General features: G+C 67.2%; 19 protein-coding genes and 1 tRNA gene. 10 read left to right on the forward strand and 10 right to left on the reverse strand.

What is annotated here, in order from left to right:
- On the reverse strand, positions 1 to 1,824 hold a 1,824-nt coding region (locus FM119_RS11475), incomplete at its 3' end, for an Ig-like domain-containing protein (RefSeq protein ID WP_087138274.1).
- Between the two features lie 388 nt (positions 1,825 to 2,212).
- Here FM119_RS11475 and FM119_RS11480 point away from each other — a divergent pair.
- Positions 2,213 to 2,286: transfer RNA gene (locus FM119_RS11480), tRNA-Val, on the forward strand.
- Here the strand turns inward: FM119_RS11480 and FM119_RS11485 are convergent.
- The 3 genes from FM119_RS11485 to FM119_RS11495 form a co-directional block, all read right to left on the reverse strand.
- Positions 2,246 to 4,045, reverse strand: a complete 1,800-nt coding sequence (locus FM119_RS11485) for a recombinase family protein (protein ID WP_338065679.1) — start codon at positions 4,043 to 4,045, stop codon at positions 2,246 to 2,248. The two genes, FM119_RS11480 and FM119_RS11485, sit on opposite strands and share 41 nt — an antisense overlap.
- Before the next feature lie 350 nt (positions 4,046 to 4,395).
- On the reverse strand, positions 4,396 to 5,535 hold the full coding sequence (locus FM119_RS11490; RefSeq protein ID WP_276327885.1) for an ISAs1 family transposase: 1,140 nt from the start codon (positions 5,533 to 5,535) through the stop codon (positions 4,396 to 4,398).
- A 122-nt stretch (positions 5,536 to 5,657) separates the two neighbouring features.
- Entirely contained in the window at positions 5,658 to 6,245 is a 588-nt protein-coding gene (locus FM119_RS11495) for a TetR/AcrR family transcriptional regulator (protein WP_179205321.1), read from the reverse strand.
- A 166-nt stretch (positions 6,246 to 6,411) separates the two neighbouring features.
- Between FM119_RS11495 and FM119_RS11500 the strand changes: the two genes are divergently transcribed.
- From FM119_RS11500 to FM119_RS11525, 5 genes are all read left to right on the forward strand, one after another.
- Positions 6,412 to 9,207 (forward strand): type I restriction endonuclease subunit R, encoded by a 2,796-nt coding sequence (locus tag FM119_RS11500; protein WP_179205323.1) that lies wholly within the window; start codon positions 6,412 to 6,414, stop codon positions 9,205 to 9,207.
- Positions 9,204 to 10,439, forward strand: a complete 1,236-nt coding sequence (locus FM119_RS11510) for a restriction endonuclease subunit S (RefSeq protein ID WP_087138280.1) — start codon at positions 9,204 to 9,206, stop codon at positions 10,437 to 10,439. The genes FM119_RS11500 and FM119_RS11510 overlap by 4 nt, the downstream gene beginning before the upstream one ends.
- The gene (locus FM119_RS11515) at positions 10,436 to 11,338 is read left to right on the forward strand and encodes a GIY-YIG nuclease family protein (RefSeq protein ID WP_087138282.1); all 903 of its coding nucleotides are present in this window, start codon (positions 10,436 to 10,438) and stop codon (positions 11,336 to 11,338) included. The genes FM119_RS11510 and FM119_RS11515 overlap by 4 nt, the downstream gene beginning before the upstream one ends.
- Positions 11,339 to 11,446: 108 nt before the next feature.
- Entirely contained in the window at positions 11,447 to 12,412 is a 966-nt protein-coding gene (locus tag FM119_RS11520; protein WP_245827465.1) for an Abi family protein, read from the forward strand.
- Positions 12,409 to 13,887 (forward strand): class I SAM-dependent DNA methyltransferase, encoded by a 1,479-nt coding sequence (locus FM119_RS11525; RefSeq protein WP_087138284.1) that lies wholly within the window; start codon positions 12,409 to 12,411, stop codon positions 13,885 to 13,887. The genes FM119_RS11520 and FM119_RS11525 overlap by 4 nt, the downstream gene beginning before the upstream one ends.
- Before the next feature lie 81 nt (positions 13,888 to 13,968).
- On the opposite strand, the gene FM119_RS11530 is transcribed toward FM119_RS11525, so the two are convergent.
- Both FM119_RS11530 and FM119_RS11535 read right to left on the reverse strand, forming a co-directional pair.
- Positions 13,969 to 14,835, reverse strand: a complete 867-nt coding sequence (locus FM119_RS11530) for a hypothetical protein (RefSeq protein WP_143822703.1) — start codon at positions 14,833 to 14,835, stop codon at positions 13,969 to 13,971.
- A gap of 674 nt (positions 14,836 to 15,509) precedes the next feature.
- On the reverse strand, positions 15,510 to 16,247 hold the full coding sequence (locus FM119_RS11535) for an SDR family oxidoreductase (protein ID WP_087138289.1): 738 nt from the start codon (positions 16,245 to 16,247) through the stop codon (positions 15,510 to 15,512).
- A 291-nt stretch (positions 16,248 to 16,538) separates the two neighbouring features.
- Here FM119_RS11535 and FM119_RS11540 point away from each other — a divergent pair, with 291 nt between their 5' ends.
- Positions 16,539 to 17,411 (forward strand): helix-turn-helix domain-containing protein, encoded by an 873-nt coding sequence (locus tag FM119_RS11540; protein ID WP_087138291.1) that lies wholly within the window; start codon positions 16,539 to 16,541, stop codon positions 17,409 to 17,411.
- A gap of 68 nt (positions 17,412 to 17,479) precedes the next feature.
- Entirely contained in the window at positions 17,480 to 18,355 is an 876-nt protein-coding gene (locus tag FM119_RS11545) for an aldo/keto reductase (protein WP_218778779.1), read from the forward strand.
- A 33-nt stretch (positions 18,356 to 18,388) separates the two neighbouring features.
- On the opposite strand, the gene FM119_RS11550 is transcribed toward FM119_RS11545, so the two are convergent.
- On the reverse strand, positions 18,389 to 19,306 hold the full coding sequence (locus tag FM119_RS11550) for an EamA family transporter (RefSeq protein WP_087138295.1): 918 nt from the start codon (positions 19,304 to 19,306) through the stop codon (positions 18,389 to 18,391).
- Positions 19,307 to 19,355: 49 nt separating this feature from the next.
- On the opposite strand from FM119_RS11550, the gene FM119_RS11555 reads away from it, so the two are divergent.
- Positions 19,356 to 20,270: a LysR family transcriptional regulator gene (locus FM119_RS11555; RefSeq protein WP_245827467.1), complete on the forward strand. Its 915-nt coding sequence runs from the start codon at positions 19,356 to 19,358 to the stop codon at positions 20,268 to 20,270.
- Between the two features lie 94 nt (positions 20,271 to 20,364).
- On the opposite strand, the gene FM119_RS11560 is transcribed toward FM119_RS11555, so the two are convergent.
- The gene (locus FM119_RS11560; RefSeq protein WP_087138298.1) at positions 20,365 to 22,125 is read right to left on the reverse strand and encodes an ABC-F family ATP-binding cassette domain-containing protein; all 1,761 of its coding nucleotides are present in this window, start codon (positions 22,123 to 22,125) and stop codon (positions 20,365 to 20,367) included.
- A 104-nt stretch (positions 22,126 to 22,229) separates the two neighbouring features.
- On the reverse strand, positions 22,230 to 23,120 hold the full coding sequence (locus FM119_RS11565; protein WP_087138301.1) for a VOC family protein: 891 nt from the start codon (positions 23,118 to 23,120) through the stop codon (positions 22,230 to 22,232).
- Between the two features lie 213 nt (positions 23,121 to 23,333).
- Between FM119_RS11565 and FM119_RS11570 the strand changes: the two genes are divergently transcribed.
- Positions 23,334 to 23,765: an acyl-CoA thioesterase gene (locus tag FM119_RS11570; RefSeq protein ID WP_087138356.1), complete on the forward strand. Its 432-nt coding sequence runs from the start codon at positions 23,334 to 23,336 to the stop codon at positions 23,763 to 23,765.
- Between the two features lie 22 nt (positions 23,766 to 23,787).
- On the opposite strand, the gene FM119_RS11575 is transcribed toward FM119_RS11570, so the two are convergent.
- A complete protein-coding gene (locus FM119_RS11575) occupies positions 23,788 to 24,504 on the reverse strand; it encodes an SDR family oxidoreductase (RefSeq protein WP_087138303.1) in 717 nt (238 codons plus the stop codon).
- Positions 24,505 to 24,731 lie beyond the last annotated feature (227 nt).

Raw genomic sequence — 24,731 nt, forward strand, 5'->3', positions numbered from 1 at the left:
CAGCGTCGCGGTGGTGTTCGGCAGGATCGTCGCCGCGTCATCACCCGTCGCCGGCTCGATGATGACGTTCAGCTCGCCGGAGGCGCTCAGACCGTTCTCATCGGTGACGGTGTACGGCTGGGGCGTGACCGCGCCGGTGAAGCCGTCCTCGGGGGTGAACGTCGCGACGGGCTGGCCGTCGACCAGCTCTGTCGACCAGACGCCCTCGCCGGGGACGGTCGTGCTGGTCTCGCCGTTGTCGAAGGCGACACCGGTGAGGGGGCTGTTGCCTGGCTTCGCGGTCGGCGACAGGGTCGCCTTCTCGCCCTGGGCGACGGTGGCGGTGTCGTCACCGGTCGTCGGCGGCGTGTTGATGTCGACGTTGAGGGTGCTGGTGGCGGTGAGGCCGTTCTCGTCGGTGACGGTGTACGGCTGCTGCGTGACCGGACCGGTGTAGCCCTTCTCCGGGGTGAACGTCGCGACGGGCTGGCCGTCGACGAGCTCGATCGACCAGACGCCCTCGCCGGGGACGGTCTTCGTCGTCTCGCCGTTGTCGAAGGTGGCGGAGGTGATCGCGCCGTTGCCGGGGGTGGTGGCGAGGCCGCTGAGCGTGGCCGTCTGGTCCGGGTTGATCACGGCGGACTGCGGTCCGGTGCTCGGGCCGGAGGCGGTCGCCGTAGCGGTGCAGGCGGAGGCGCCGTTCGGCGGGGTCTGCACCGTGGCGGTGAGTCCGTCGGCGGAGAGCACCGGCTCGGCGGGGCTGCCGTTGACGGTGCAGCTCCAGACCACGTCGTAGGCGGTCAGCGGGGTGCTGCCGCCGCTGCGCTCGACCGTGTAGCTGATGTCCTGCGGCTCCGTCTCGGACAGGAACTGCGCCGGAGTCGAGGTGGAGGAACCGTCGTTGCTCGTGGTCGAGGTGAGCTCGTTGTCGCCGTTGCGGGCGGTCACGGTGAACTCCGCGTCGGAGCCCCCGCTCTGTGCGACGTCGACGCCCGCTGTGGCGGCGCTGAACACGAGGGCGAACGCGACGCCCTGGCGGGAGCTGCCGCCGTTGTTGCGGAACGTGGAGCTGATCGTCGTGGGGGAGTCCGCCGAGACCATGAGGATGCCCCTGCGGCCGCCGATGCCGACACCGCCGGTGCAGTCCACATCGGTCGTGCCGATGCCGGTGAGGCCGCCGACGCAGGGCTCCGACCAGCCGCTCGGGGTGACGGTCTGGTACTTGGTCAGCGGCTTGTCTGAGCTCCAGGTGAAGCCCTCGCCGTTACCGGTCGACTCCGCGTCGGTGACGACGAGCGAGTAGCCGGAGGTGACGCGGGTGTTCGTCGCGGTGTCCATCACGGTGATGTCACTCAGGCTGACGGTGTCGCGCTGCATGTTGGTGCCCTCAGCGCTGTTGTTGATCTGGTACAGCGCCGGCTTGCCTGCGGGCGAGACGTAGTACGGCTGGTCGTTCCAGGTCCCGCCGAGCAGGGACCCGCCCCAGGTCTGGAAGGCACTCGAGGCGACGCCGTTGGCGCCGTCGGTACCGGCGGAGACGGTCGCGGTCATCGTGACCTCGTACCGTCCGAGCGAGATCGTCATCTCCTGGTCGACAGGCATCGTGGAGGCCTCGACGGACCCGAATCCGGACATGTCGATCCAGCACAGCGCCTCGGCGCTCGGGCCCCCGGTGCCGTAGGAGCAGCCGTAGGTCTGCGCTTCGGCATCCGCCTCGGCGGCCTGGCCCGCGGCGGGGACCGCGGTCAGTGCTGCGCTGGCCAGCAGCGCGGCCGACAGCACGGCGGCCGTCGTGGTCGTGCGCCGCGCCGCTTTCGCGACGGGCGGTCGAGCGGGGACTGTCATGAAGACTCGCATTCTTTTGTGCAGGGTTCGTGCACGGGGGGACGTGCGTCGGGTACGCGACTCGGGCACGCCTGACCGCGCCGGCCGGTGGAGGGCGGGCGGACAGCGGGCGTCGACGGTGCGCCCCGCAAGACTATGCAGGCGCATGAGCCGTTCCGTCGTGGGTGGCGAGAACCCCACCCGGGTCGTCACCCGCCCCTTCACCCGTCAGCTCACCCGATCCGGCGGGCCGTGCCCCTCGGCCGGGGGCCGCGCCCGGTCGGTGCGAGCGGGAGGCACGACCTGTGCTGTCGGGGCATGGCGCCGTCGAGCGGCTGATCGGCGGGCACGCCGGGTGGCGGGGCCACTGTCCCGGATCCGCTACGCTCAAGACTGCGCGCACCGCAGCGGGCCTGTAGCTCAGTTGGTTAGAGCGCCACGTTTACACCGTGGATGTCGGGGGTTCGAGTCCCTCCGGGCCCACCCAGAGTGTCTTACGGGAACACGCGACATCGGAAGATGTGGAGTGTTCCCGTTTGGCTTCCTTGCCTCCGGTCACCTCGTGAACGATCGTCGCGAATGGTTCCGCGAGTCGCGGGCGTAGTTGCTCGTCCTCGGTGATCTCCAACCGTGTGTAGAACGCCTGGTTCGCCAATCGACGGTTGCCGTCGTCGGAGTGGGCGTAGGCGTGGTGCGCGTCGGTGAGTAGTCGCAGGCTGTCGTGGAGGAATGCCCTGCCGCCGATCTGTTGCTCGTCGTGCTCGCGCAGGCGGTGCTCGATGTCGGCGAGCCCAGCACGGATTCGGTCTTGGTGCCGCTTGAGTGTGGGCAGGTCGATGGCGTCGGCGAAATGCGCCGCCAGCAGCTTGTCACTCTCCGCCTCCAGGCGCGCCCGGTTCGTAGTGAGGTCAGCGAACTCGTGATCGCGCCCTGCGCCGCGCTCGTCGAACGCGGCGTCAACCTCGGCGGCGAGGTGCTGGTAGTCGGCTTCGCTGATCGTGATGTTGGCGTAGGAGTCCTCGACCAGGCGCTCGGCAACCTGCACGGGCACAGCCCGTCGAGTACAGGTGGTCTTCTTCGCTGCCCGGCCTGAGCAGACGAAGTAGGCATAGGTCGTGCCTCTTGGATTGGTCGCGAAGTCGAGCAACATCCGCGACCCGCAACTGCCGCAGTGCAGCAGGCCTTTCAGGTGGTGGGCGTGCTGGACGTGCCTGGTTGCGTACGCGTTGCGCACCTTCAACAGCGATTGCACCTGATCGAACAGGGCGGGCTCCACGATGGGCTCGTGCGCGCCAGGGTGATGTGCTCCCTTGTAGCGGATGACCCCGGCGTAGTACGGGTTCGTCAGCACACGGTATAGCGCGTTCTTCCCCAGCGGCCTGGATGGGCGCTTCGGCGACGGCACGGACACCAAGCCACGCGCGGTGAGGTCGCGCAGCAGCGCAGTCACGGAGGTCTCCCCTTCCGCGTAGCGCTCGAACGCCCAGGCGATGAGCGGTGCGCGTTCGGGATCGACCTCGACCGTGCGTATCTCGCGGCCTTGGTCGTCGGTGCGGCGGACGTTGAGGTAGCCGATGGGAGCGCGTCCTGGGGTGCCGCCCTGGGCGACCTTCTGGGTGAGGCCTTTGGTGACTTCGGTGGCGAGGTTGCGGCTGTAGAACTCGGCAATCGAGGACATGATGCCGTGGACGAGCATCCCCGAGGGCGTCTGGTCGATGGACTCGGTGGCAGAGACGAGGGTGACCCCGGCGTTGATGAGGGCTTCGTGAATCTTTACGTCGTCGGCGCGGTTGCGGGCGAGCCGGTCGAGCTTGTGAACGATGCAGAACTGCACACGGGTCGCGGCGAGGAACGCCAGCATCTCCTGTAGCCCATCACGATCTGCCGAGCGCGCCGACTCGCCAGCGTCCACGAACTCCCGCACAATCCGCGCGCCCAGCTCGTCTGCCTTCCGCCGGTTGGCTTCACGCTGCGCGGGGATCGAGAATCCCTCGTCGGTGCCGCCACGCTCGGCCTGCTCTCGCGTCGAGACGCGGAGGTATGAGACGGCCAGCAGAACTGGTGCCTCCTCGGTGTGCTCGGACGCCGTGGCATCGAGGGCGGTGGTTCTCATGATGTCCTCCTCATCGGAGCTCGCTTTGCCGTTGCTCTTGGCTGCGGTGTGACGGTGGTGCAAATTTTGCGCCACCGTCGAGATGACCCGGCTGTTCTGCTCGGATGCTTTCGGGCGGGGGGAGCCCATAGGGGTCTGGCTTGCCGTCCCGCCAGGCACGGTGCCGCGCCTCGGCGATGTTCAGCACCCACTCGACCAGCTTGCTCAGGTCAGGCGTGTTTTGCCTCGTCACCCGAAGCCGTAAGCGCTGATCTTCAGTCCTCATGCTAGGTAGGTGCGCAGCACTTCCCAGAACGTGAGCACCGGAGACAATTTCTGCCCTCCGCCGGGGCCCTGATCCAGATGACACGCCTCTTGCAGATCAAGGACCGGACTAGTACGTATGGAATTGTGATGAGGTCAGACTACCGCTCTTCGGCGGCCTCGGGCAGAGCGAACTTCTGCAGGTGGAGCAGGCAGGGCCCCGGAAAGGTCGTATCTCAGCAGGTCAGGGCGCATGTGATGGCTGCTTCGGGGTTGCGGGCGTGGTGGCGTAGGGCGGTGGCGATGCTGTCCCTGCCGGTGAGTCGCAGGATTGAGATGGCGGTGTTGCGCAGGGTTGCCATGACGTGGGGCGTGGTACCTGTGCGGATCTGGGAGCGGTCTTCGTCGTAGGTGACGTCGCGGACCCAGTGGAGCTTGTTCTCGATGGCCCAGTGGCCCTGGACCCATGCGGCCAGGTCGGCGGGCGTCGCATCGTGGTGGGCCGCAGAGGTGATCAGGTAGACCACCTCAACGGTCTTCTTCCCGAGCTTGGTGGTGGTGCGGCGCAGTTGGGCGATCTGGGCGGCACCGGTGAACTCGGGCCAGCTGGGAAGAGTCGGAACTTCGATGACCTTGATGGTGCGGGTCGCGCGTCGTCCGTGTCCATGCTGGGTCGATTGCGACCCGCGCGGCACCGACTTCCAGGGCAATGTTCTAAGGGCAGCCAGCAGCGTGGGGCGGTTGGCCTTGACGGTGAAGACGTAGTCCGCGCCGGCATCGATGATGGCCTGGGCGGTGTCGTTCTGGGGGTGCATCGCATCGAGCGTGATCACGCATCCGTGCAGGTCAGCGGCATCGAAGCCGGCGAGGAGGTCACGCACGGCGGGGATCTCGTTCGATTTCGCTGCGACTGCGTGCTGGCCCACAACCACCCCGGTGGCGTGGTCCAAGGCAGCGATCAGATGCGGTGCTGTGGAGGTGGTGGTCCTGGCGCCGCGGATGGTCTTGCCGTCGATCGCGATCACCCGGCGACCCTGGATCTGGCGGATCCGGCACCAGGTGAAGACCGCGAGCGCGGCGTCGAGAGCGGCCGCGTCGATGCGGGCGAACAGCTTGCGCATCGTGGACTCCACCGGCGCTCGATCCAGGCCGAGCCGGTCTAGGTGCACGGCATCGAGGTCGAGGGCCCACTCCCCGATCGCAGCGAACGAGCGTGCACCGGCCAGCACGGCACATACGGCGACCGCGAGCACCCCGGCCAGCGGGTACCGCACCCCGCGAGGGTCACGCGGATCGGGCACCCGCTCCAGATGCTCGGGCAGGGTCTGAGGCGTGGCGGCGACATGGGACGACGAGGCGATCGGGGAAGATGACACGAGCGGGTGTGGTCCTTAGGCGAGATGGTCAGTGTGAGAACTTCCATCCCAGTCCCTCGGACCACACCCGTCACACACGCCACGCCGGTCACACCGCCACATTCCCCCAGGTCACAGACCCATCAGCCGACCTTTCCGGGGCCCTGGTGGAGCAGGCCCCGCCCGAGAGCCGCCGTGAACAGTTCCTCCGCGAGAGCGTCGAACTCCGGCGCAAGGAGCCGTGCTGCCGCGTCCGCAATGTCGAGGTCCGTGCCTGGCTCGTCATCGCGCAGTCGCACGACGATCACTGCACGGATGTCATCGCACCAGTCCCGGGTCGCAGTCGCTAGCGACGGGATGGCTCCAGCGACCGCGTCGGCGAGGAGCCTGACCAGCGCCTGGCCTTCCTTGCGAGCGAACAGTCGATCCAGCGCCGCCACGATGCTCGCGCGCACCTCCTCGGGTTCGGAGTCTGAGGGTGCCGGGGCACCGTCGAGGAATGCGATCGTGCTGGCGCGCATGTGACTGATCGCATCGAGTGCGAGTCCTTCCTTCCCCTTGCCGGGGAAGTGGTGATACATGCTTCCGTGCCCGACGCCGGAGCGCTGTTGAAACATCTGTGGGCTCGTCGCCTCGAACCCCCGTTCCGCCAGCAGTGCACACGCCGCCGCGACGAGCTTCTGCTTCGAGTCATACGCCGGACGCCCCGGCCCACGCCGCATCTCCGCCATCGCACTCACTCCTCGCCTCATCCCCCCAACGGGCCGGTCAGCAATTTCATACAGACTAGTACGGACCTGGATCTGCAAGACGCGTGAGGTGTGATTGGCAGTCGCTGTGGAGCCGGTATGTCGACTCTCCGACATCGAGGCGGGACTCACGGATAGAATCTGCGTGATGAACGAGAGTAGTGATGAGCGCCTGGCGGCGGAGCAGCGCGCGCGGGTGCTGATCGACCGTCAGCTGGTTGCGTCGGGTTGGGCGGTGCAGGATCGCAGCGTGCTCAACCTCTTCGCACCACAGCAGGGTATCGCCGTCCGCGAGGTCATCATGAAGCCTGGCCATGGGCGCGTCGACTATCTGCTGTACGTCGACAAGGCCGTCGTCGGTGTGATCGAAGCGAAGCCGATAGGAACACCGCTCTCTGGCGTCGAGTGGCAGTCCGCAATGTACGCCACTGGCCTCCCCGAGGATGTGCGCCGCAAGACGCTCGACCCTGACGGACGCCTGCCCTTCGTCTTCGAGGCGTCAGGCACCGAGACCCATTTCACGAACGGTTTTGACCCAGCACCACGCGCCCGCCGCATCTTCGCGTTTCCCAGGCCCGAGACCCTCGCCACGACTATCCGTGCCGCAACAGAGAATCCCGATCAATCTCCGACCTGGCGGGGTAAGGTGCTCAGTTTGCCTTCGCTCGACCCCGCGCCGCTGCGTCCGGCGCAGGTCGATGCAATCAACGGCATTGAACAGAGCCTCGTCGAGCAGTGCTTTGGGCGCTCGCTGGTGCAGATGGCTACTGGCGCGGGCAAGACTTACACCGCCGTCACGGAGGCATATCGACTACTCAAGTGGGGTGGCTTCCAGCGCATCCTCTTCCTCGTGGACCGCAACAACCTCGCGGATCAGACGATGGGCGAGTTCCAGAACTACCGCACGCCCGACGATGGCCGCCGCTTTACTGAGCTGTACAACGTGACGAAGCTCGCCAGGGGTGGGATGCCGGCTTCCACGAAGGTCGCGATCTCCACGATCCAGCGTGTGTTCAAGGCTATCAAGAACGAAGACGTGCCCGAAGGTGACGACCAGGGCCTCGATGAGTTTCGTCCCGACGAACCCGTGACGGTCAGTTACAACCCCGACTTGCCGCCAGAGACCTTCGACCTCGTGATTGTCGATGAAGCACACCGTTCGATCTACGGCGTCTGGCGCGGGGTGCTCGAATACTTCGACGCTCACATCGTCGGGCTCACAGCCACACCGGGGAAGCAGACCTTCGGCTTCTTCCAGCAGAATCTCGTCTCGGAGTACACCTATCCGCAATCCGTTGCCGACGGCGTGAACGTCGACTTCGACATCTTCCGTATCAAGACCGAGATCACCGCGAACGGTTCCACCATCGCGGCCGGCACCTACGTGCCGACAGTGGATCGCAGCACCCGCGAGCAGAAGCTGATCCGGCTCGACACCGATCTCGACTACACACCCGGCCAGCTCGATCGGGCGGTGACTTCGAAGCATCAGATCCGGCTCGTGCTGGAGACCTTCCGCGACCGGCTTTTCACCGAGATCTTCCCCGGACGCCACACCGTGCCGAAGACACTCATCTTCGCCAAAGACGACAACCATGCCGAGGAGATCGTGCAGACCGTACGCGAAGTGTTCGGCAAGGGAAACGACTTCGCTGCGAAGATCACCTACTCCGCGAAAGACCCGAAGGGGCATCTGAAGGCGTTCCGCACCAATCCTGCAATGCGCATCGCGGTGACCGTCGACATGATCGCCACCGGCACCGACGTCAAGCCGCTGGAATGCGTCATGTTCATGCGCGACGTGCGTAGCGGTCAGTACTACGAGCAGATGAAGGGCCGCGGTGCTCGAACCATCGCACCGGCCGACCTCAAAGCTGTCACCGACGACGCCGATGCGAAGACACGATTCGTGATCGTGGATGCCATCGGTGTGACCGAACACGACTTCGTCGAACCGCCCCTGAACCGCGAGAAAGCGATCAGCCTGAAGAAGCTGCTCGACAAAGCAGCGGCGCTCACCCTCACCGAAGACGAGGTCGCCACTCTGGCCAGCCGGCTGGCGGCTCTTGATCGACAGCTCACTCCCGCCGAACGCACCGAACTCGACGAAGTTGCAGCGCTGCAGGATGCAACAGCGTCGATGCATGCAATCGTGCGGGCGCTTGTGGATGCGGTCGATCCCGAGATCCAAGCCACCGCCGTTGCTGCAGAAACCGATCGCGCTCCCGCAGACGTAGTGCAAGACCTCCTCGACACGGCCGTTGAACCTCTGGCTGCCAACCCCGGGCTTCGGACGAGGATCATCGAGTTGCGCCGCGCGAAGGACCAGGTGATCGACGAGGTGAGCCGCGACGAGGTGCTCGAAGCGTACGGTGTCGTGGACCCCGACAAGGCGAAGCACACGATCGAGTCGTGGCGGGGGTACCTCGCCGAGCACCGCAGCGAGATCAGCGCGATCGAGCTAATGTTCGAGGCAAAGGGGCGAGGCATCCGCTTCGACCAGATCCAGGAACTCGCCGACCGGATCGCACGGCCACCGCACAACTGGACCGTCGACCTCATCTGGAACTCATACCTTTCCATCGGCATCGAGTATCGAGGTCACACCGAGACCCGCAACCGGCACGCGGCAACCGACCTGATCTCCTTGCTGAGGCTTGAGGCCGGAGTCGACAACGCACTCGTGCCCTACTCCGATCAAGTCGAAGCTCGCTACGCGAACTGGCTTCTTCGCCAGGAGCAGGCCGGAGCCACGTTCACCGAGACTCAGCGGTGGTGGCTGGACCGAATGATGCGGATCATCGCGTCCTCAGCGGGCATCGACGCCGACGACCTCGACAACGCACCCTTCGACGAGCGCGGCGGCATCGACGGCGCCCTCCGCGACCTCGGAGACAACGCAGGCGACCTCATCGAAGAACTCAACCGGGAGCTCGCCGCGTGACGTGGGAGAGGGCGACGCTCGGTGACGTCTGCCTCAAAGTGGTGAAGCGCGACCCGGTAGCGACAGGTAGAGCGCGTATCAGATACATCGATATCGGAGGCATCGATGGGACACTCCATCGCCTCGGTGACGTTCCGGAGATTGACTCCGTCGGTGCACCGAGCCGATGCCGCCAAATCGTGGCTGCTGGGGACACTGTTTTTGCGACGGTTCGCCCTTACTTGGAGAAGATTGCGTACGTCGACGGACCGCTCGACGGAGAGTTTGCTTCTACCGGTTTCTCAGTGCTGCGACCTGGGCCTCGGCTTGAGCCCAAGTTCTTGTACTACTTCACGATCTCGCAAGAGATGTTCGACCAGGTGCTTCCGTACCAGAAGGGTGTGAGTTACCCCGCTGTTCTCGATCGTGAGGTGCGCTCGGTCTCGATGCCGGTGCCTCCGCTGGAGGAGCAGCGCCGGATCGTCGCGACCCTCGAAGACCACCTCTCCCGCCTCGACGCCGCCGATTCGCAACTTGACGCCGCGGCAAGGAGGACATCGGCTCTCAGTGCCCATGTGCTGGCCCACGCGTTGGCAGATGCAACCTGCGATGAGCTCCCGTTGACAAGTCTGCTCGGCCGCGATCTCGCCAATGGGCGCTCGGTGAAGACACGCAAAGGCGGATTTCCGGTACTTCGACTTACGGCACTCAACGACGGCATGGTCGATCTTCGAGAGCGCAAGCCGGGCGCGTGGACAGCGGACGAAGCGGAGCGATTCCTTGTACATCAAGGTGACTTTCTCATCTCGCGGGGAAACGGAAGTCTGCATCTGGTAGGTCGAGGTGGGCTCGTCGCGGAGGACCCCGATCCTGTCGCTTTCCCAGATACGTTGATACGAGCGCGCCCGCGTGCTGACCTACTCGACGCGGGATTTCTCGCGCTTGTGTGGAACTCGACGAGCGTCCGTCGCCAGATCGAGCAAGTGGCCAAGACAACTGCCGGAATCTATAAGGTCAACCAGAGAGATCTGGGTCGCGTCGTCGTCCCGGTTCCGTCATTGCCGGATCAGCGCCGTATCTTTGCCGAGGTCGCAGCGAGACGCGAGACTCTCGGACGGCTCACACAGGCTACGGGTGCTGCACGTGAACGCTCCAGTGCCCTCCGCCGCTCCCTCCTCGGGGCAGCCTTCTCGGGCCGCCTCACGGGAGCCTCGTCGGAAATGTCAGTGGTCGAGGGGAGGATTGAGACATGAACGGTAAGCAGGTCAAGCTCTTCCTCGTGGACGGCACTCCCGGCGGTTTGACAACGGCGGAGATCACGAACTGGACGGGCAGCGTGCTCTCTGCGCGCCGTTCTGACCTTGCGGAGCTACTGCGTCGTGAGGAAGCCGAGCGCACCGGCGCCTACTTGCTGCTGGGTGAGGACGAAGACGCTGTTGGTGACACCCGCTGCTACGTCGGCGAGGCCGATGTCGTGGCAACACGGCTCCGTGCTCATGCTAAAGAGAAGTCGTTCTGGAGCCAGGCGGTGCTCATCACCTCGAAGGACACGAACCTCACGAAATCGCACGTGCGCTACCTGGAGTCGCGCCTGATCGAACTCGCCCAGCAGGCCGGGCGAGTCACGCTGGAGAACGGGACGGCTCCGCCGCGGCCCAGGCTGCCCGAGGCCGACGTGTCAGACATGGAGTACTTCCTCGGCGAGCTGCAGATTGTGCTTCCTGTGCTCGGAGTCAACGCCATCCGGGTGCGCGCGGCGAGGTCGCAAACTGTCGTCTCCTCACCCGCAGAGTCTCCGGTGTTCACACTGACGAACAAGCACAGAACCGTTGACGCGCGCGCACAGCAGATCGACGGTGAGTTCATCATGCTTAGTGGCTCCGTCGTTGTCCCAACTTGGCACGGCGTGGGTAACGCGCGCAGTACCCAGAAGGCCTACGCGAACTACCGCGCACAGCATGAGGGCCTGGTTGCCGATGGCTCCATCGTGGTCGAGAGTGGGACGGCCCGAACAACCCGTGACATCGTCTTCGGCTCACCCTCGACAGCGGGGGCGGTCGCACTCGGCCGCTCGTGCAACGGGCGCGTCGAGTGGGTGGGCCCCGAGGGCTCGTTCGGTGCGTGGGAGAGCCGCGGGGTCGAGGATGACTGAAGCTCGCAGCACTTGGCCTACGGCCAGGAGTGGGGTTACACTTGAGTCAACAGTTCAGCCCGCCCAGTCTTCTGGTGTGGGCTGGATCTCTTGTCAGGGATCGCTCGGGTGACGCGCCCTGTCAAGCCATACGGCTCGCTCGATGAGCACCTTGCCAAGCTGGAGCAGCGCGGCATGGCGCTCGACCCTGTGTTCGCAGCGCAGTGGCTTGGGAGCGTCGGCTACTACCGGCTGAGCGGCTACTGGTATCCGTATCGGGTCCTGAAGGGTAACCAGCGTGGGGACTCGTTCGAGCCCGGCACGTCCTTTACTGATGTGGTGGCTCTGTATGAGTTCGACCGCAAGCTCCGCACGCTCGTCCATGACGGCGTGGAGCGGGTCGAGGTGATGCTCCGCGCACAGCTCAACGAGACGGTCGGCGCGTATGGCGCTTTGGCGTACCTCGACAGAGCGCACTTTCGCCCCACGTTCGATCACGCATCCTGGTTGACCACCGCACAGAGGCGCATCGACCGTTCGCGCCGCCGCAACGATGCTGTGCGACATCACGATGAGCACTACGGTGGGCAGTTGCCGATCTGGGTACTGTCGGAGGTGCTCGACTTCGCGGACGTATCCCGCCTCTATGAGGGATTGCCTGCGAGAGTGCAATGGGAGATTGCCGAGCGGCTTGGTGTGGAGATCGACCTCGGAGCATTGCGCAAGAGTCAGGCGGATCGAGCGAAGAAGAACCATCCGCTCGTGCGATGGTTTGAGCAGCTAGCGATCGTACGCAACACGAGTGCTCACCATGCGCGACTGTGGAACAGGTCCTTCACCCCGGTCGGCACTGCTGCTATGAGGACGATTCCAGAACTTGTCAATCTCCCGGAGGGGCAGAGCGAGCGACTCTACGGCGCGCTGTGTGTGATGGGTCTTCTGCTCGATGCGGCCTCACCGGGAACAACCTGGCGTGGCAAGGTCCGCGATCTCGTCGAAACTTCGTTCATGGAGATTCATGCTCGCCGGGTCGAGGAGATGGGATTCCCCGAGATGTGGCGCAATGATCCGTTCTGGTCGAGGAGGCCGCAATGACTGATTCTCGGCGTTTGGTCGACAAGCTCGACTCGTTCCGTAACCTCCTCCGTGACGACGGGGTGGGGGTGCTCGACTACATTGAGCAGCTCACCTATCTGCTATTCCTCAAGATGGCGCACGAACGCGCGACGAGAAAACTGAAGCCGCAGCAGATTGTGCCGCAGGAATACTCATGGCAGCGTCTGCTCGACGCCGAAGGTGCGGCGCTCGAAGCCGAGTATGCGCGAATCCTCGTGGGGCTGGCCGGGCAGCCCGGCACTCTCGGAGTCATCTTCCGCAAGGCTCAGAACCGGATCCAGGACCCGGCGAAACTCAAGCGTCTCATCGTTGACCTGATCGACAAAGAGCAGTGGTCGGCCTCCGGAACCGATATTAAGGGTGACGCCTACGAGCAGCTACTCGCAAAGGGTGCGTCCGACAAGGGATCGGGTGCTGGTCAGTACTTCACCCCGCGCGATCTGATTCAGGCAATCGTCGACGTGATCCAGCCGACGGCCGATGACTCCGTGATCGACCCCGCGTGCGGTACGGGTGGGTTCCTCCTCGTCGCCCACGATTATGCATCGAGCCACGCAGAGCGGCTGACGCCGATCCAACGCGACCGGCTGCGCGATCACTTCGCTCACGGCACGGAACTCGTGGACGGTACCGCACGGCTAGCCGCGATGAATCTCCTGCTTCACGGCATCGGCACTCCCGACGGCGACTCGCTGATCGACGTGCGCGATGCGCTCATCGCCGATCCCGGAGAGCGCTACAGCGTCGTGCTCTCCAACCCCCCGTTCGGAAGGAAGTCGTCGATGACGATGGTCGGTGCCGATGGCCGCGAGTCGAAGGAAGACACCGAGATCGAGCGGGCCGACTTCGTCACCACTACCTCGAACAAGCAGCTCAACTTCCTGCAGCACATCATGACGATCCTCGACATCAACGGTCGTGCGGCCGTTGTGCTGCCCGACAACGTGCTCTTCGAAGGTGGAGCGGGCGAAGTGCTGCGACGCAAGCTCCTCAATGACTTCGACTTGCACACCATCCTCCGTCTCCCGACCGGAATCTTCTACGCCCAAGGTGTCAAGGCGAACGTGCTGTTCTTCGACAAGAAGCCCGCGAGTGAGACTCCCTGGACTCGGAAGCTCTGGGTGTACGACCTGCGCACGAACCAGCACTTCACTCTCAAGCAGAACCCGCTGCGCAGAGCCCATCTGAACGAGTTCGTCGAGTCGTACCTGGCAGGCTCATCACGCGACGCGCGCCTGGAATCAGAACGCTGGAAGTCGTTCGAGTACGACGAGCTGATCGCCCGCGACAAGGTCAACCTCGACATCACCTGGCTGCGCGATGACTCCCTCGACGACCTCGACTCGCTGCCCGCACCCGACGTCATCGCCCGCGAAATCGTTGAAGACCTCACGGCTGCTCTCGCCGAGTTCGAGGCAGTCGCCGCCGCGCTGGAAACCTCCTCCGCTGATTAGTTAGGCCAACACAGGGTTTGATCGAGGAGGCTAAGCAAGGGAACCACGAAGGCAGTTGACTTACTGCTTCCGCTGCGCGGGCTATTGAAGGTTCAGGAAGTCTGCCTTGAACGCGTTGATGAAGTACCCGTACTCGTCGAAGTCGAGGGCTAGCGGTCTCATGAGATTGAAAAGTTCAGCCCCGGTTCCCTGGAGCCGAAGCTGTGACGGATTGATGTCCGCAACGCCAAGTATGTAGCTCGCGCCAGAGTCTGCCACCAGATCGAGTTTGACCAGTTGATAGAGCTCAAAGAGAACGCCAACCTGGAGCGGATCGAGAGTTTCCTGACCTCGGAAGTCTCTTGTTCTCACCGTGTTTGACAGCTCACCACTGCCAATGATGAAGATGCCAGTGAGCTGCCTGTAGGTCAGCGACTCCATGAGCGACAATATGTAGTTTGCGTGTCCAGAATCAAGATCAGTCCGGAATACCACATTGGTGTAGAAGTTCGCGAGAAGCGCCACCTTGCGCTCCTCAAAGGCCTTCCGCGCCGCGAGAAAAGTTCCTTCGAGTAGCTCATCTGCCTCGGAGCGAAGCTTCTTCGCTTTCTTTCGCTCGCGCGGCCTGAAGAAGGACTCCGATCGCAGCTGCTCGCCCCCGTTCAGTCGTTGCACAATCTGGTTCTGAGCGAGCACATACAACGAGCCCATGCGGTCCTGCTCAGTCTGTGCCGTGAATCGCGCCGCTACATCACCTGCGACGGTCTTCATGCCATCCTGCAGCAGTGCACCTGCCGCAGCTCCAGCAACTGCTCCGGGAGGGCCAGCTACGGCCGTGCCGAGGGCCGCTCCCGCAGCTATTCCGAGCGCACCGGCACCCGACGTGATCATCCTCGTCAGAGCGTCGTCTGCGCCACCGTTCTCGTGCATCCCTGTCCTTATCGTGCTGTCGTCGTTGTGCTCAACCACCGCGATCTCAGCGAAGCCCGCATCGGGGCGGCGCGACTTTCCATACCCGACGAGCCGATGGTCGACCTGCCGGGGCTGACGCTTCGCGTGTCGAATCTACAGGCGACGAAGCTTCAGAGCTTGGTGACGCTCCGACGGCGCAGCCTTTGGGCACTCACCTGCGGGTCCTTACCCACACGGTGCCGCGATGGACGCCGAACTGGCGGGCGAGGGCAGTCACACTTACGCCTTGCTTGCGGGCCGTTCGCATAGCGTCCACTTCGCTGTCCGTGAGTCGTGTTCGAGGTCGTTTCTTTGGTTTCGCCGACGCCCCGATCAGAGCGTCGTCAACCTCACCGTCGGACCTCGCATCGTCGCAACTCCCTTGATTCCAGGCGGAAACCAGCCTCTCAACCCGTGGTCGCCTGTTCCCGCAGTGCTCAATTGCTTCCACAGATGCGCCGGAAGGCACCTGAGGCTGCGCGGCTGTCCGCACGCCTCCACGCGGATGGCGCGACCGCGGCAAGCGGTCAGGCGTCGGAGTCCGGATCCTGAGCCGAGCGCGGACCGGGACAGAGACCGCACCTGGGGCGTCCACGGGTGGCCCGGTTCGGAGGGTGCCGTGCCGGCCGACCAGGAGAACCGGGAGCGGAGAAGCGGTACACCCGCGCCGTCGCTGGTGTCGCACCGTCCGGTCAGCCCAGCTGATCGGCGGGGCGGAGCAGAACCTCGTTGATCGCCAGGTGGCGGGGCCGCGCGAGCACGAAGGCGATGACCTCGGCGACGTCTTCGGGGGTGACCGTCGCCACGTCGTAGCCCTTCTGCACGGCTTCCCTGGTCGCCTCATCGGTGATGTGGCTGGGCAGCTCCGTGTCGACGACGCCCGGCTCGATGAGCGTCACCCGCACGTCGGGCAGCAGCTCCTGTCGCAGGGACTCCGACCAGCCGTTGATGCCCCACTTCGTTGCCGCATAGACACCGTTGGTGGCGCGGGCGGTGCGGCCGGCGACGGAGGAGATGTTGATCAGGTCCCCGCCACTCCCGCTCGTGAGCTGGTCGAGAAAAACCTCAGTGGCCGTGATCGCACCTAGCAGGTTCGCCTCGACCATGGTCCGGTAGTCGTCCCGCCGCTTCGAGGAGAACGGCCCGAGCAGCATGACCCCGGCGTTGTTCATCAGCACGTCGGCCCCGCCGAGCTCGTCCTGGACGCGTCGGGCCGCGGCGACGAGCTGGTCGCGGTCGGTCACGTCGGCGCGGATCGCGATCGACCCGTTGCCGAGCTCCCGAGCGAGGGCTTCGATGCGATCGATCCGACGCGCCAGGAGCGCGACCGTGTACCCGACGGCGGCGAGGGCACGCGCGGTCGCGGCGCCGATTCCGGAGGATGCTCCGGTGACGACCGCGACGCGGCCGGGGATCGGGGGTGTGCTCATGAACGATTCTCCTGACGTCGTCTGCTCCTGGCTGAAGCAGTGCTGGACGGACCGTGGCGGGCCGTCTCTCGACCACCAGCACACCACCGGACGCCGGAGTGAGGGAGGAACCAGCGGTTGGTGGGTGAGGACCCCGGCTGTCAGGTCTCAACCGAATGCGAGAGGAGCCGGTCTCGGTCTCCGCGCGGTCGGCCGGAGACGCATGTCTCTGCCGTCGCACGGACGGACCCATCGGAGCCGGGTGCTGATAGTTCCGCCCTGTCCGCAACCGCTCGGGTTAGCGTTGATGCCATGGATCACGGAGCGGAGGTGACGGAGTTTCTGCGCTCGCGCAGGGACCGGATGTCGCCGGAGAACGCGGGCCTCATCGGCGGCGGACGTCGCCGCGTGCCCGGGCTGCGGCGTGAAGAGGTCGCCATGCTCACCGGCATCAGCGTCGAGTACTACGCCCGCATGGAACGGGGGGATCTCCGCGGCGTCTCGCCCGAGGTCCTGGACTCCCTGGCGCGGGCGCTGCACCTCGACGAGGCTGAGTACGATCACCTCAGCGATCTCGCGCGGGCCGCCGGGCCGCCGCCGCCACGGCGCCGCAACTCTCGGGCTGCGATGCCGCTGACGAAGCCGGAACTGCAGCGGTTTCTGGACGCGGTGACGGGCGCCCCGGTGTGGGTGCGCGACCGGCGGTTGGACGTCGTCGTCGCCAACGCTCTGGGCCGCGCGCTCTACGCACCGCTGCTCGACGATCCGACCGCCCAGGGCAACACCGCACGGTTCATGTTTCTGAACCCCGCGGCGCAGACTTTCTTCCCCGACTGGGAGCGCAACGCTGACGACGTCGTCGCGACACTGCGCAGCTATGCCGGCCACGACCCGCACGACACGGCCCTGACCGGGCTGATCGATGAACTCCTGACCCGAAGCGACACGTTCCGTCGCCGCTGGTCCGAGCACAACGTGCGTCATCACCGCACCGGTGTGAAGCGCATCCACCACCCTGTTGTGGGGAAGCTCGAGTTGTCTTATCAGGCGATGGGCCTTCCCGTGAACCCTGAGTGGTTCATGTTCGCCTACACGGCGGAGGCGGGAAGCCTCACCGAGGAGCGGATGAGGCTCCTGGGCAGTCTCGCCGCCGCGGACAGCGGCGCGCCGGCCGGGGACAACTGAGCCGGCCAGGGGTGTACTGGCAGTTCCTTCCGTGCCACGGGGCGCGCGCTTACCGTGAAGCCATGACCATGAACATCACTCTGAACAACGGCGTCGAGATGCCTGCCCTGGGCTTCGGCGTCTTCCAGACTCCGCCCGAGGCGACCGCCTCCTCCGTGACCGAGGCGCTCACGGTCGGCTACCGCCTGATCGACACCGCCGCGTCATACCTCAACGAGCGCGAGGTCGGCGACGGCATCACGCAGTCCGGTCTGGACCGCTCCGAGGTCTTCATCGAGACGAAGCTGTGGATCTCCGACTACGGCTACGAGGAGGCCCTGCACGCCTTCGAGAAGTCCGCCGGCAAGCTCGGGGTCGAGCAGATCGACCTGCTCCTGCTTCATCAGCCGCTGACGACCGCCTTCGAGAGGACGGTCGGTGCCTACACGGCGCTGGAGAAGCTCCTGGCCGACGGGAAGGTCCGCGCGATCGGCGTCAGCAACTTCATGCCCGAGATGCTGTCCGAGCTGCTGAGGCAGACCAGCGTGGTCCCCGCCGTCAACCAGGTCGAGGTCCACCCCTACTTCACTCAGCCCGAGGTGCAGCGGGTGAACGCCGAGCACGGCATCCTCACCCAGGCCTGGTCGCCGATGGGCGGTATCACCAGCTACCGCGGCGACTCCAGCCGTTCCACGTTCACCGACCCCGTCATCGGTGCGATCGCGACCGCGCACGGTAAGAGCCCCGCGCAGGTCATGCTGCGCTGGCACCTGCAGGAAGGCCGATCGGCGATCCCCAAGTCCGTCAAGCCCGAGCGCATCGCCGCGAACGTCGACGTGTTCGACTTCGAGCTCACCGGCGACGAGCTGGCGGCGATCGACGGCCTGGACACCGGCGTGCGTGGCGGCCCGGACCCTGCTTCGGTGACCCTGGACGGCTTCCACCGCGACATCCCCGAGGCGTAGACGCCGGGCCCGCACCCGACGGTGTCGGCGCCGCTACCGCTCGGTGCTGCGGCGACGCGGCGTGAGCTGACCGGCGAGCATGGCGGCGAGGGCCGCGGCGAAGCCGAGCAGCTGGACGGGGGAGAGCGCCTCCCCCGCCAGCAGGGCTCCGAGGGCGGCGGCGACCAGCGGCGACAGCAGTCCGAGCAGAGCGGTCGAGGTGACGGGCAGCCGTCCGATCCCCGCGAACCAGACGGTGTAGCTGAGCAGTCCGCCGACGAGGCCGAGCCACAGGTATCCCGCGACGGCGGCACCGTCGATCCCCGAGGGGACGCCGTCGATCAGCAACGCCGGAACGAGCAGGACCAGCCCCGCCGCGGTCAGCTGCCAGCCGGCGACGGCCATCGGCCCGACACCCTCGGGGCGCCCCCACTTCTTCGCAAGCACGACGCCGACGCCCATGGACAGCGCCCCGCCGAGCCCGGCGAGGATGCCCACGGCGTCGAAGCCCGCCCCCGGCCCGATGACGACGAGTGCCACGCCCACGAGCCCCACCAGTCCCCAGCTGACCCGCCAGGCGGACAGGCGCTCGCGCAGCACGATGACGGCGAGCACCGCCACGGCGATGGGCTGTGCGGCGCCGAGCGTCGCGGCGACGCCGCCGGGCAGGTGCTGCGCGGACAGGAACAGCAGGGGGAAGAACGCGCCCATGTTGAGGATGCCGAGCACGAGACTGCGCCACCACCACGAGCCGCTCGGCAGCCGCCGCGACAGGGCGAGCGCGATGAGGCCGGCGGGCAGGGACCGCATCAGGGCGGCGACGAGCGGATGGCCGGCGGGGAGCAGCTCGGTCGTCACGATGTAGGTGGTCCCCCAGACGGCGGGGGCCAGCGCGGTGAGGGCGGTCCAGCCCCGGCGACCGAGCCCGCGCTGGGCCGACGGCGAGGGCGAGGGGGCGATGGTGTTCGTCATGTCCCCATCGTCGAGCGCCGAACACTGATGCGTCCAAGACATGGTTGTCATGGCAAGCATGACGCAGCATCATGAAATGGTGGACTTGCAGCAATTGAGGTACGTCGTCGCCGTCGCTGAGGAGCGCAGCTTCACCCGGGCGGCCGAGCGCTGTTTCGTCGTCCAGTCCGCCCTCAGCCACCGCGTCAAGGCGCTCGAGTCGGAGCTCGGCCTGACGCTGTTCGCGCGGTCAAGCCGCCGGGTCGAGCCGACGCCGGCCGGCGACGCCTTCGTCGCACAGGCCAGGGCCAGTCTGGCCGCGGCCGACCGCGCGGTTCGCGACGCCTCGGCGGCGGACGGACGGGTGACGGGGACGCTGACGCTCGGGGTGATCCCGACCCTGACGGGGCTCGACCTGGCCGAACTGCTCGGTCGCTTCCGCGCAGCCCACCCGGGCGTGCGTCTGATCGTCCGGGTGGGCGGGAGCGACGAGTTCGTCGCGGCGATCGCCTCGGGGACGATGGACGTCGCCCTGCTCGGGCTGCCGTCGTCGGCGGGGGCGCCGCCCGTCGCGCACAGGGAGCTGTCGCGGGACCGGCTGTCCGCGGTGCTGCCCTCCGACCATCGGCTGGCGGCGCGCAAACGCCTGCGCCTCGCCGAGCTTGTCGACGAGGACTTCGTTGACTTCCCCCAGGGCACGCCGGGGCGCGAGCAGACCGACAGGGCGTTCGCCGACGCGGGGCTGAGCCGCGCGGTGCCGTTCGAGGTGATGAGCGTCGAGCTGATGCGTGACCTGATCGCCAGGGGACTGGCGGTGGGGATGCTGTCGCCCGGGGCCGGAGGGGTCCCCGCGGCGGGCGCGACCGACGAGGCCGTCGTGGCGCTGCCCGTGCTCGGCGGTCCGACGCGCGTGGAGTACCTCGCGTGGGACGGGTTCAACCCCTCGCCGGCCGCCCGGGCCTTTCTCGAGCTGCCGGCGGTCTGACGGCGGCGACAGGTGCTGTCCCGGGGCGCGTCGCCGTCCTGACCGCACGCCGCGCGGTCGGGCCGACGGCGTCGGGGGAAGCCGAGCCGACCGCTCACCCCTCAGACCAGGCGACCTTGCCGTGCGGCGGCGCAGTGAGGTGGAGCCGCGTCCCCGTCCACCGGTCTCGCAGCCACCGGTCGTGGGAGGCGACGACGACCGCTCCCGGGTAGTCGCCGATCGCCGCCTCCAGCTCGGTGACGAGAGCGAGCGACAGGTGGTTGGTCGGCTCATCCAGCAGCAGCACGTCCGGCGGGTCCGCAAGCAGCACGGCCAGCGCGACCCGGCGACGCTGCCCGACGCTGAGAGCGCTGAGGGCGCGATTGAGGTCGCGGTGCGCGATCAGCCCGAATGTCTCGATCGGGGTCCGCTCGGCACGGTGGACGTCGACGAGGTCGGCATAGCACTCGCGCACCGTCCGGCCGGGGCCCCGGCGTCGAGGGTCCGGCAGGGCGGTGTCCTGGGTGAGCTCGGCGATCCGTGCACGGGGGCCAGCGAGCCGGGTGCCGCCGTCGGGGGTGATCCGTGCGGCGAGCACACCGATGAGGGTTGACTTCCCCGACCCGTTCGCTCCCGTGATGAGGAGCCGGTCCTCTCGCCGCAGCGCCAGGCTGGTCGGGCTGAGCCGTTCCGGGACGGTGATGTTCGTGACCGCGATGAGGGGACCCTCGTCGTGCCCGTCCCGCGGGGTCCCCGCGGCGGTCAGGCCACGGAACCGGAGTGGCTCGGGCGGTCGGCCCAGCCGGCTGCGTTCGAGCGCGTCGAGCCGGGAGCGCGCCTCCGTCAGCCGCCGCGAGACGACCCTGGCGTTGCGGTCGGCGTAGAACTTCGCGGCCGCCCTGGTCTCCGTCCTCGGCCGCCAGTCGCTGTGCCCGACCTGGCTGCTCGCACCGACGGCCGCACGGAGCCGGGTGAGCTCGTCCTGCTCTTCCTCGTAGCGGCGCTCCCACCGCCGACGTGCCGCGTGCCGCGCGTCCAGGTACTCGCCGAAGCCGCCGGTGAAGCGGGTCACGCCGATCCCCGTCCCGTCGCCGTCGCCGATCAGACCCTCGCTGTCGGCGTGGGGGGCGGGGGAGGGGTCCAGGTCGATCAGGGAGGTCGCCGCCTGCTCCAGGAATGCCCGGTCGTGACTGGCCATGAGCACCGGGCCGGGCCAGGACTGCAGCACGCCGACCAGGTGGGCGGTCGCGTCCTCGTCGAGGTGGTTCGTCGGCTCGTCGAGCAGCAGCACGTCCGGCCCGCTCAGCAGCAGCCAGGCCAGGGACAGCCGTGCCCGCTGCCCGCCCGAGAGCTCCGCCGTGGCCCTGCTGCGCTCGAGCGCAGCGAGCCCGAGCCCCGCCAGCGTCCGATCTCGCCTGGCGTCGATTCCCCACACGTCCAGACGCTCCGCCGTCGCCAGCGCGTCCGAGTAGCGCTCGAGGGTGCGAGGGTCCTCCGGCCGCTCGGCCAGCTCCGCAGCCAGGAGGGCGACGCGGTCGGCCGCCGCCCTGCCCGGTTCGACCGCGCGCTCAACGGCATCGCCGACGGTCTCCTCCGCGGAGAAGGGCGGCTCCTGGCGCAGGAGCCCGATGCTCGCTCGCGGTGTTCCCGGCGCGGTGGCGGTGACCCGTCCCGTGTCGGGGGGACGGAGCCCGGCGATGATCGACAGCAGTGTGGACTTGCCGGAGCCGTTCTCGCCGATCAGGCCGACACGGTCGACGGGGGACAGGACGAGACTCACGTCCGTGAGCACACGGCGGTCGGCGGAGGAGCAACCGACCCCGTCGACGACAAGCTGGGCGCCCGGACGGGACGGCGGAAGTGGGTGTGGTGACATGGATGATCCTGGCTCGCAGCTGTGCCTGCCGGGCGGGGCCTCGGACGCAGGGCATGGCGGCACTCAGATGATCACGACACGAGCCTACCAGCGGGCGGGGCGGCTCAGAAGCGGTCGATGATGATCCTGGTCATCGACAGCAGCGTGTTGTGGGCGTCCGGACGCGTCATCAGCTCGGCCATGTCCGCGGGGACGATCTGCCAGCTCACGCCGAAGCGGTCGGTGCACCAGCCGCAGGCCTCGTCCTCGGGAACGTGGGACAGCGCGTTCCAGTAGCGGTCGATCTCGTCCTGGTCGCTGCAGTGGACGACGAGGGAGACACCGGGGGTGAAGTCGAACGGCTGCGGCGTCCCCGCGTCCATCGCAGCGAACCACCGGCCCGCGAGCAGGGCGTCGGCGAACATCACCGACCCCGCGGCCGCCCGGCCGCTTCGCTCCGGGTAGCGCACGAGCGTTCCCTGGCGCGAGTCGGGGAACAGGCCGAGATAGTGGGTGAGCGCATCCTCTGCGCTGCCCGTCCGGTCGTTGCCGAACATGAGCGAGGGGACGATCATCGGCCGGGGCTCGCCGGCAGGGTCGGTCAGCATCAGCTGCCAGCTGACCCCGTACCGGTCCTGGACCCAGCCGTACCGCCGGCTGAACGGATATTCTCTGAGTGGCATGAGCGCGGAGCCGCCGTCGAGGAGCGCCTGCCACATCCGGTCGAGGCCCGCCTCCGCATCGTCGTGGACCGAGGGATCCCAGTTGACGATGAAGCTGATGGCGGGGGTCGGGGCGAACTCGTCGCCCGCGTTGATGGCGGTGAACGGCAGCCCGGCCAGCTCCATGTCCACCGTGAGCACCTGACCGGCGAACGAGCGCTGGAAATCGGGCAGACCCTCGGAGGGGTAGAACGTGGTCGCCGTCACCGCGGAGTCGGGGAAGACCGAGGTGTAGAACGCAGCGGCCTCCGCGGCCGTTCGGGTGAACCAGATGCTCGGGGTGATGTCGGTCATGGCCCTGCTCCTTCCCGGCCGCGTCGTCGCGGGTCGTGACTGGATCATCCCACCGCGTCTCCCGCGGCGATAGACCGGCGGGACAATCCGCGCGATGTTTGCTTGACTTGTCCTCAGCCGACGCCATCCCTGTCGGCCGGAGAGGACACACACCCCGTGAACGAGCAGATCGATATCCCGAGCGACAACGACCCCGGCAGGGGCGACGACGGAATGGTGTTCCGTTCGCGTCGCTGGGTGCGCCCGGAGGACCTCAACGCCAACGGCACCCTCTTCGGCGGCAGCCTGCTCCGCTGGATCGACGAGGAGGCGGCGATCTACGCGATCCTGCAGATGGGGAACTCGCGGGCGGTCACCAAGTACATCTCGGAGATCAACTTCGTCAGCTCGGCGCAGCAGGGCGACCTCATCGAGATGGGTCTGCGGGCGACGGCGTTCGGCCGCACCTCCCTGACGATGCGCGCCGAGGTGCGCAACATGATCACGCGGCGGTCCATCCTCACGATCGAGAAGATCGTGTTCGTCAACATCGGCGACGACGGGCGCCCGACGCCGCACGGCTTCACGGAGATCACCTACAGCCGCGACCGCATCCCTACCTCCGCGGAGATGCGCAAGGCCTACGTCCCGCCGACCGGCCGCTGACACCCGTCCGCTCCTCGACCGCTCAGAGCCGGACGAGCTCCTGCCTCGGCCGCACGGCGACGTCGGTGATCTGCGTGTCGGGGCCCTGGTCGACGACGAACCGGACGGCGCGCGCGACCGACTCAGGCCGGATGTAGCGCTCGGGCTCGGGCGTTCCACCCGACGCCTCCACCCCGGAACGCAGCAGGGGGGTGTCGGTCTGGCCGGGGGCGACGGTGACCACGCGGACACGGTCGGGCTCGACCTCGATGCGCAGGGAGTCGGCGAGCCCGCGCAGGCCGTGCTTCGCCGCCGCGTAGACGGCGCTGCCGGGGACCGGCCGCGTTCCCGCCCCCGAGCCGATGAAGACGATGTCGCCCTGCGCGGCGGTGACCGCCGGCAGCAGCAGCCGGGTCAGCTCCGCCGGGGCGATGAGGTCGACGACGAGGTGTTCGCGCCAGTCCTGCACGCTCGCGGAGCCGACGGCCCGGCCGGTCGCGATCGCCGCGGCGTGGACGAGGACGTCGAGACGCTCGATCCCGAGCGGCGCGATCGCGACGGCGAAGCCCTCCGGATCGCTCAGGTCCAGGCGGAGCGCCGTGACGCCGTCCCTCGACGCCCAGGCGGCGAGCGCCGGCTCGTTCCGGCCGACGACGACGAGATCGTGTGTGGACGCCAGTTCCTCGGCGATGGCGGCGCCGATCCCGCTCGTGGCACCCGTGACGAGGGCGAGGGGGCGTGCTGCGGAGGCGGCGGTCATGGTTCTCCATCCGGATGGTCTCGGGGTCGCCCCGACCGGTCGGGACGACCGCGTCGGACGTCTCCATTGTGGCCGGGGCCGGGACAGTGCCGGGACAGGGCGGCCGTTTGTGACGCCAGGTTGAGCCCCGGTTCGACACCCCGGCGCGCACGCCGGTATTCCTGGGGGAGTCCCCGCCGATCGCCGCGCGGGCCCCGCCGCCGTCCACCCACGGACGCACCACCACT

Origin of the sequence: Mycetocola reblochoni REB411 (assembly GCF_900163835.1) — a bacterium.
GTDB classification, from domain to species: domain Bacteria; phylum Actinomycetota; class Actinomycetes; order Actinomycetales; family Microbacteriaceae; genus Mycetocola_B; species Mycetocola_B reblochoni.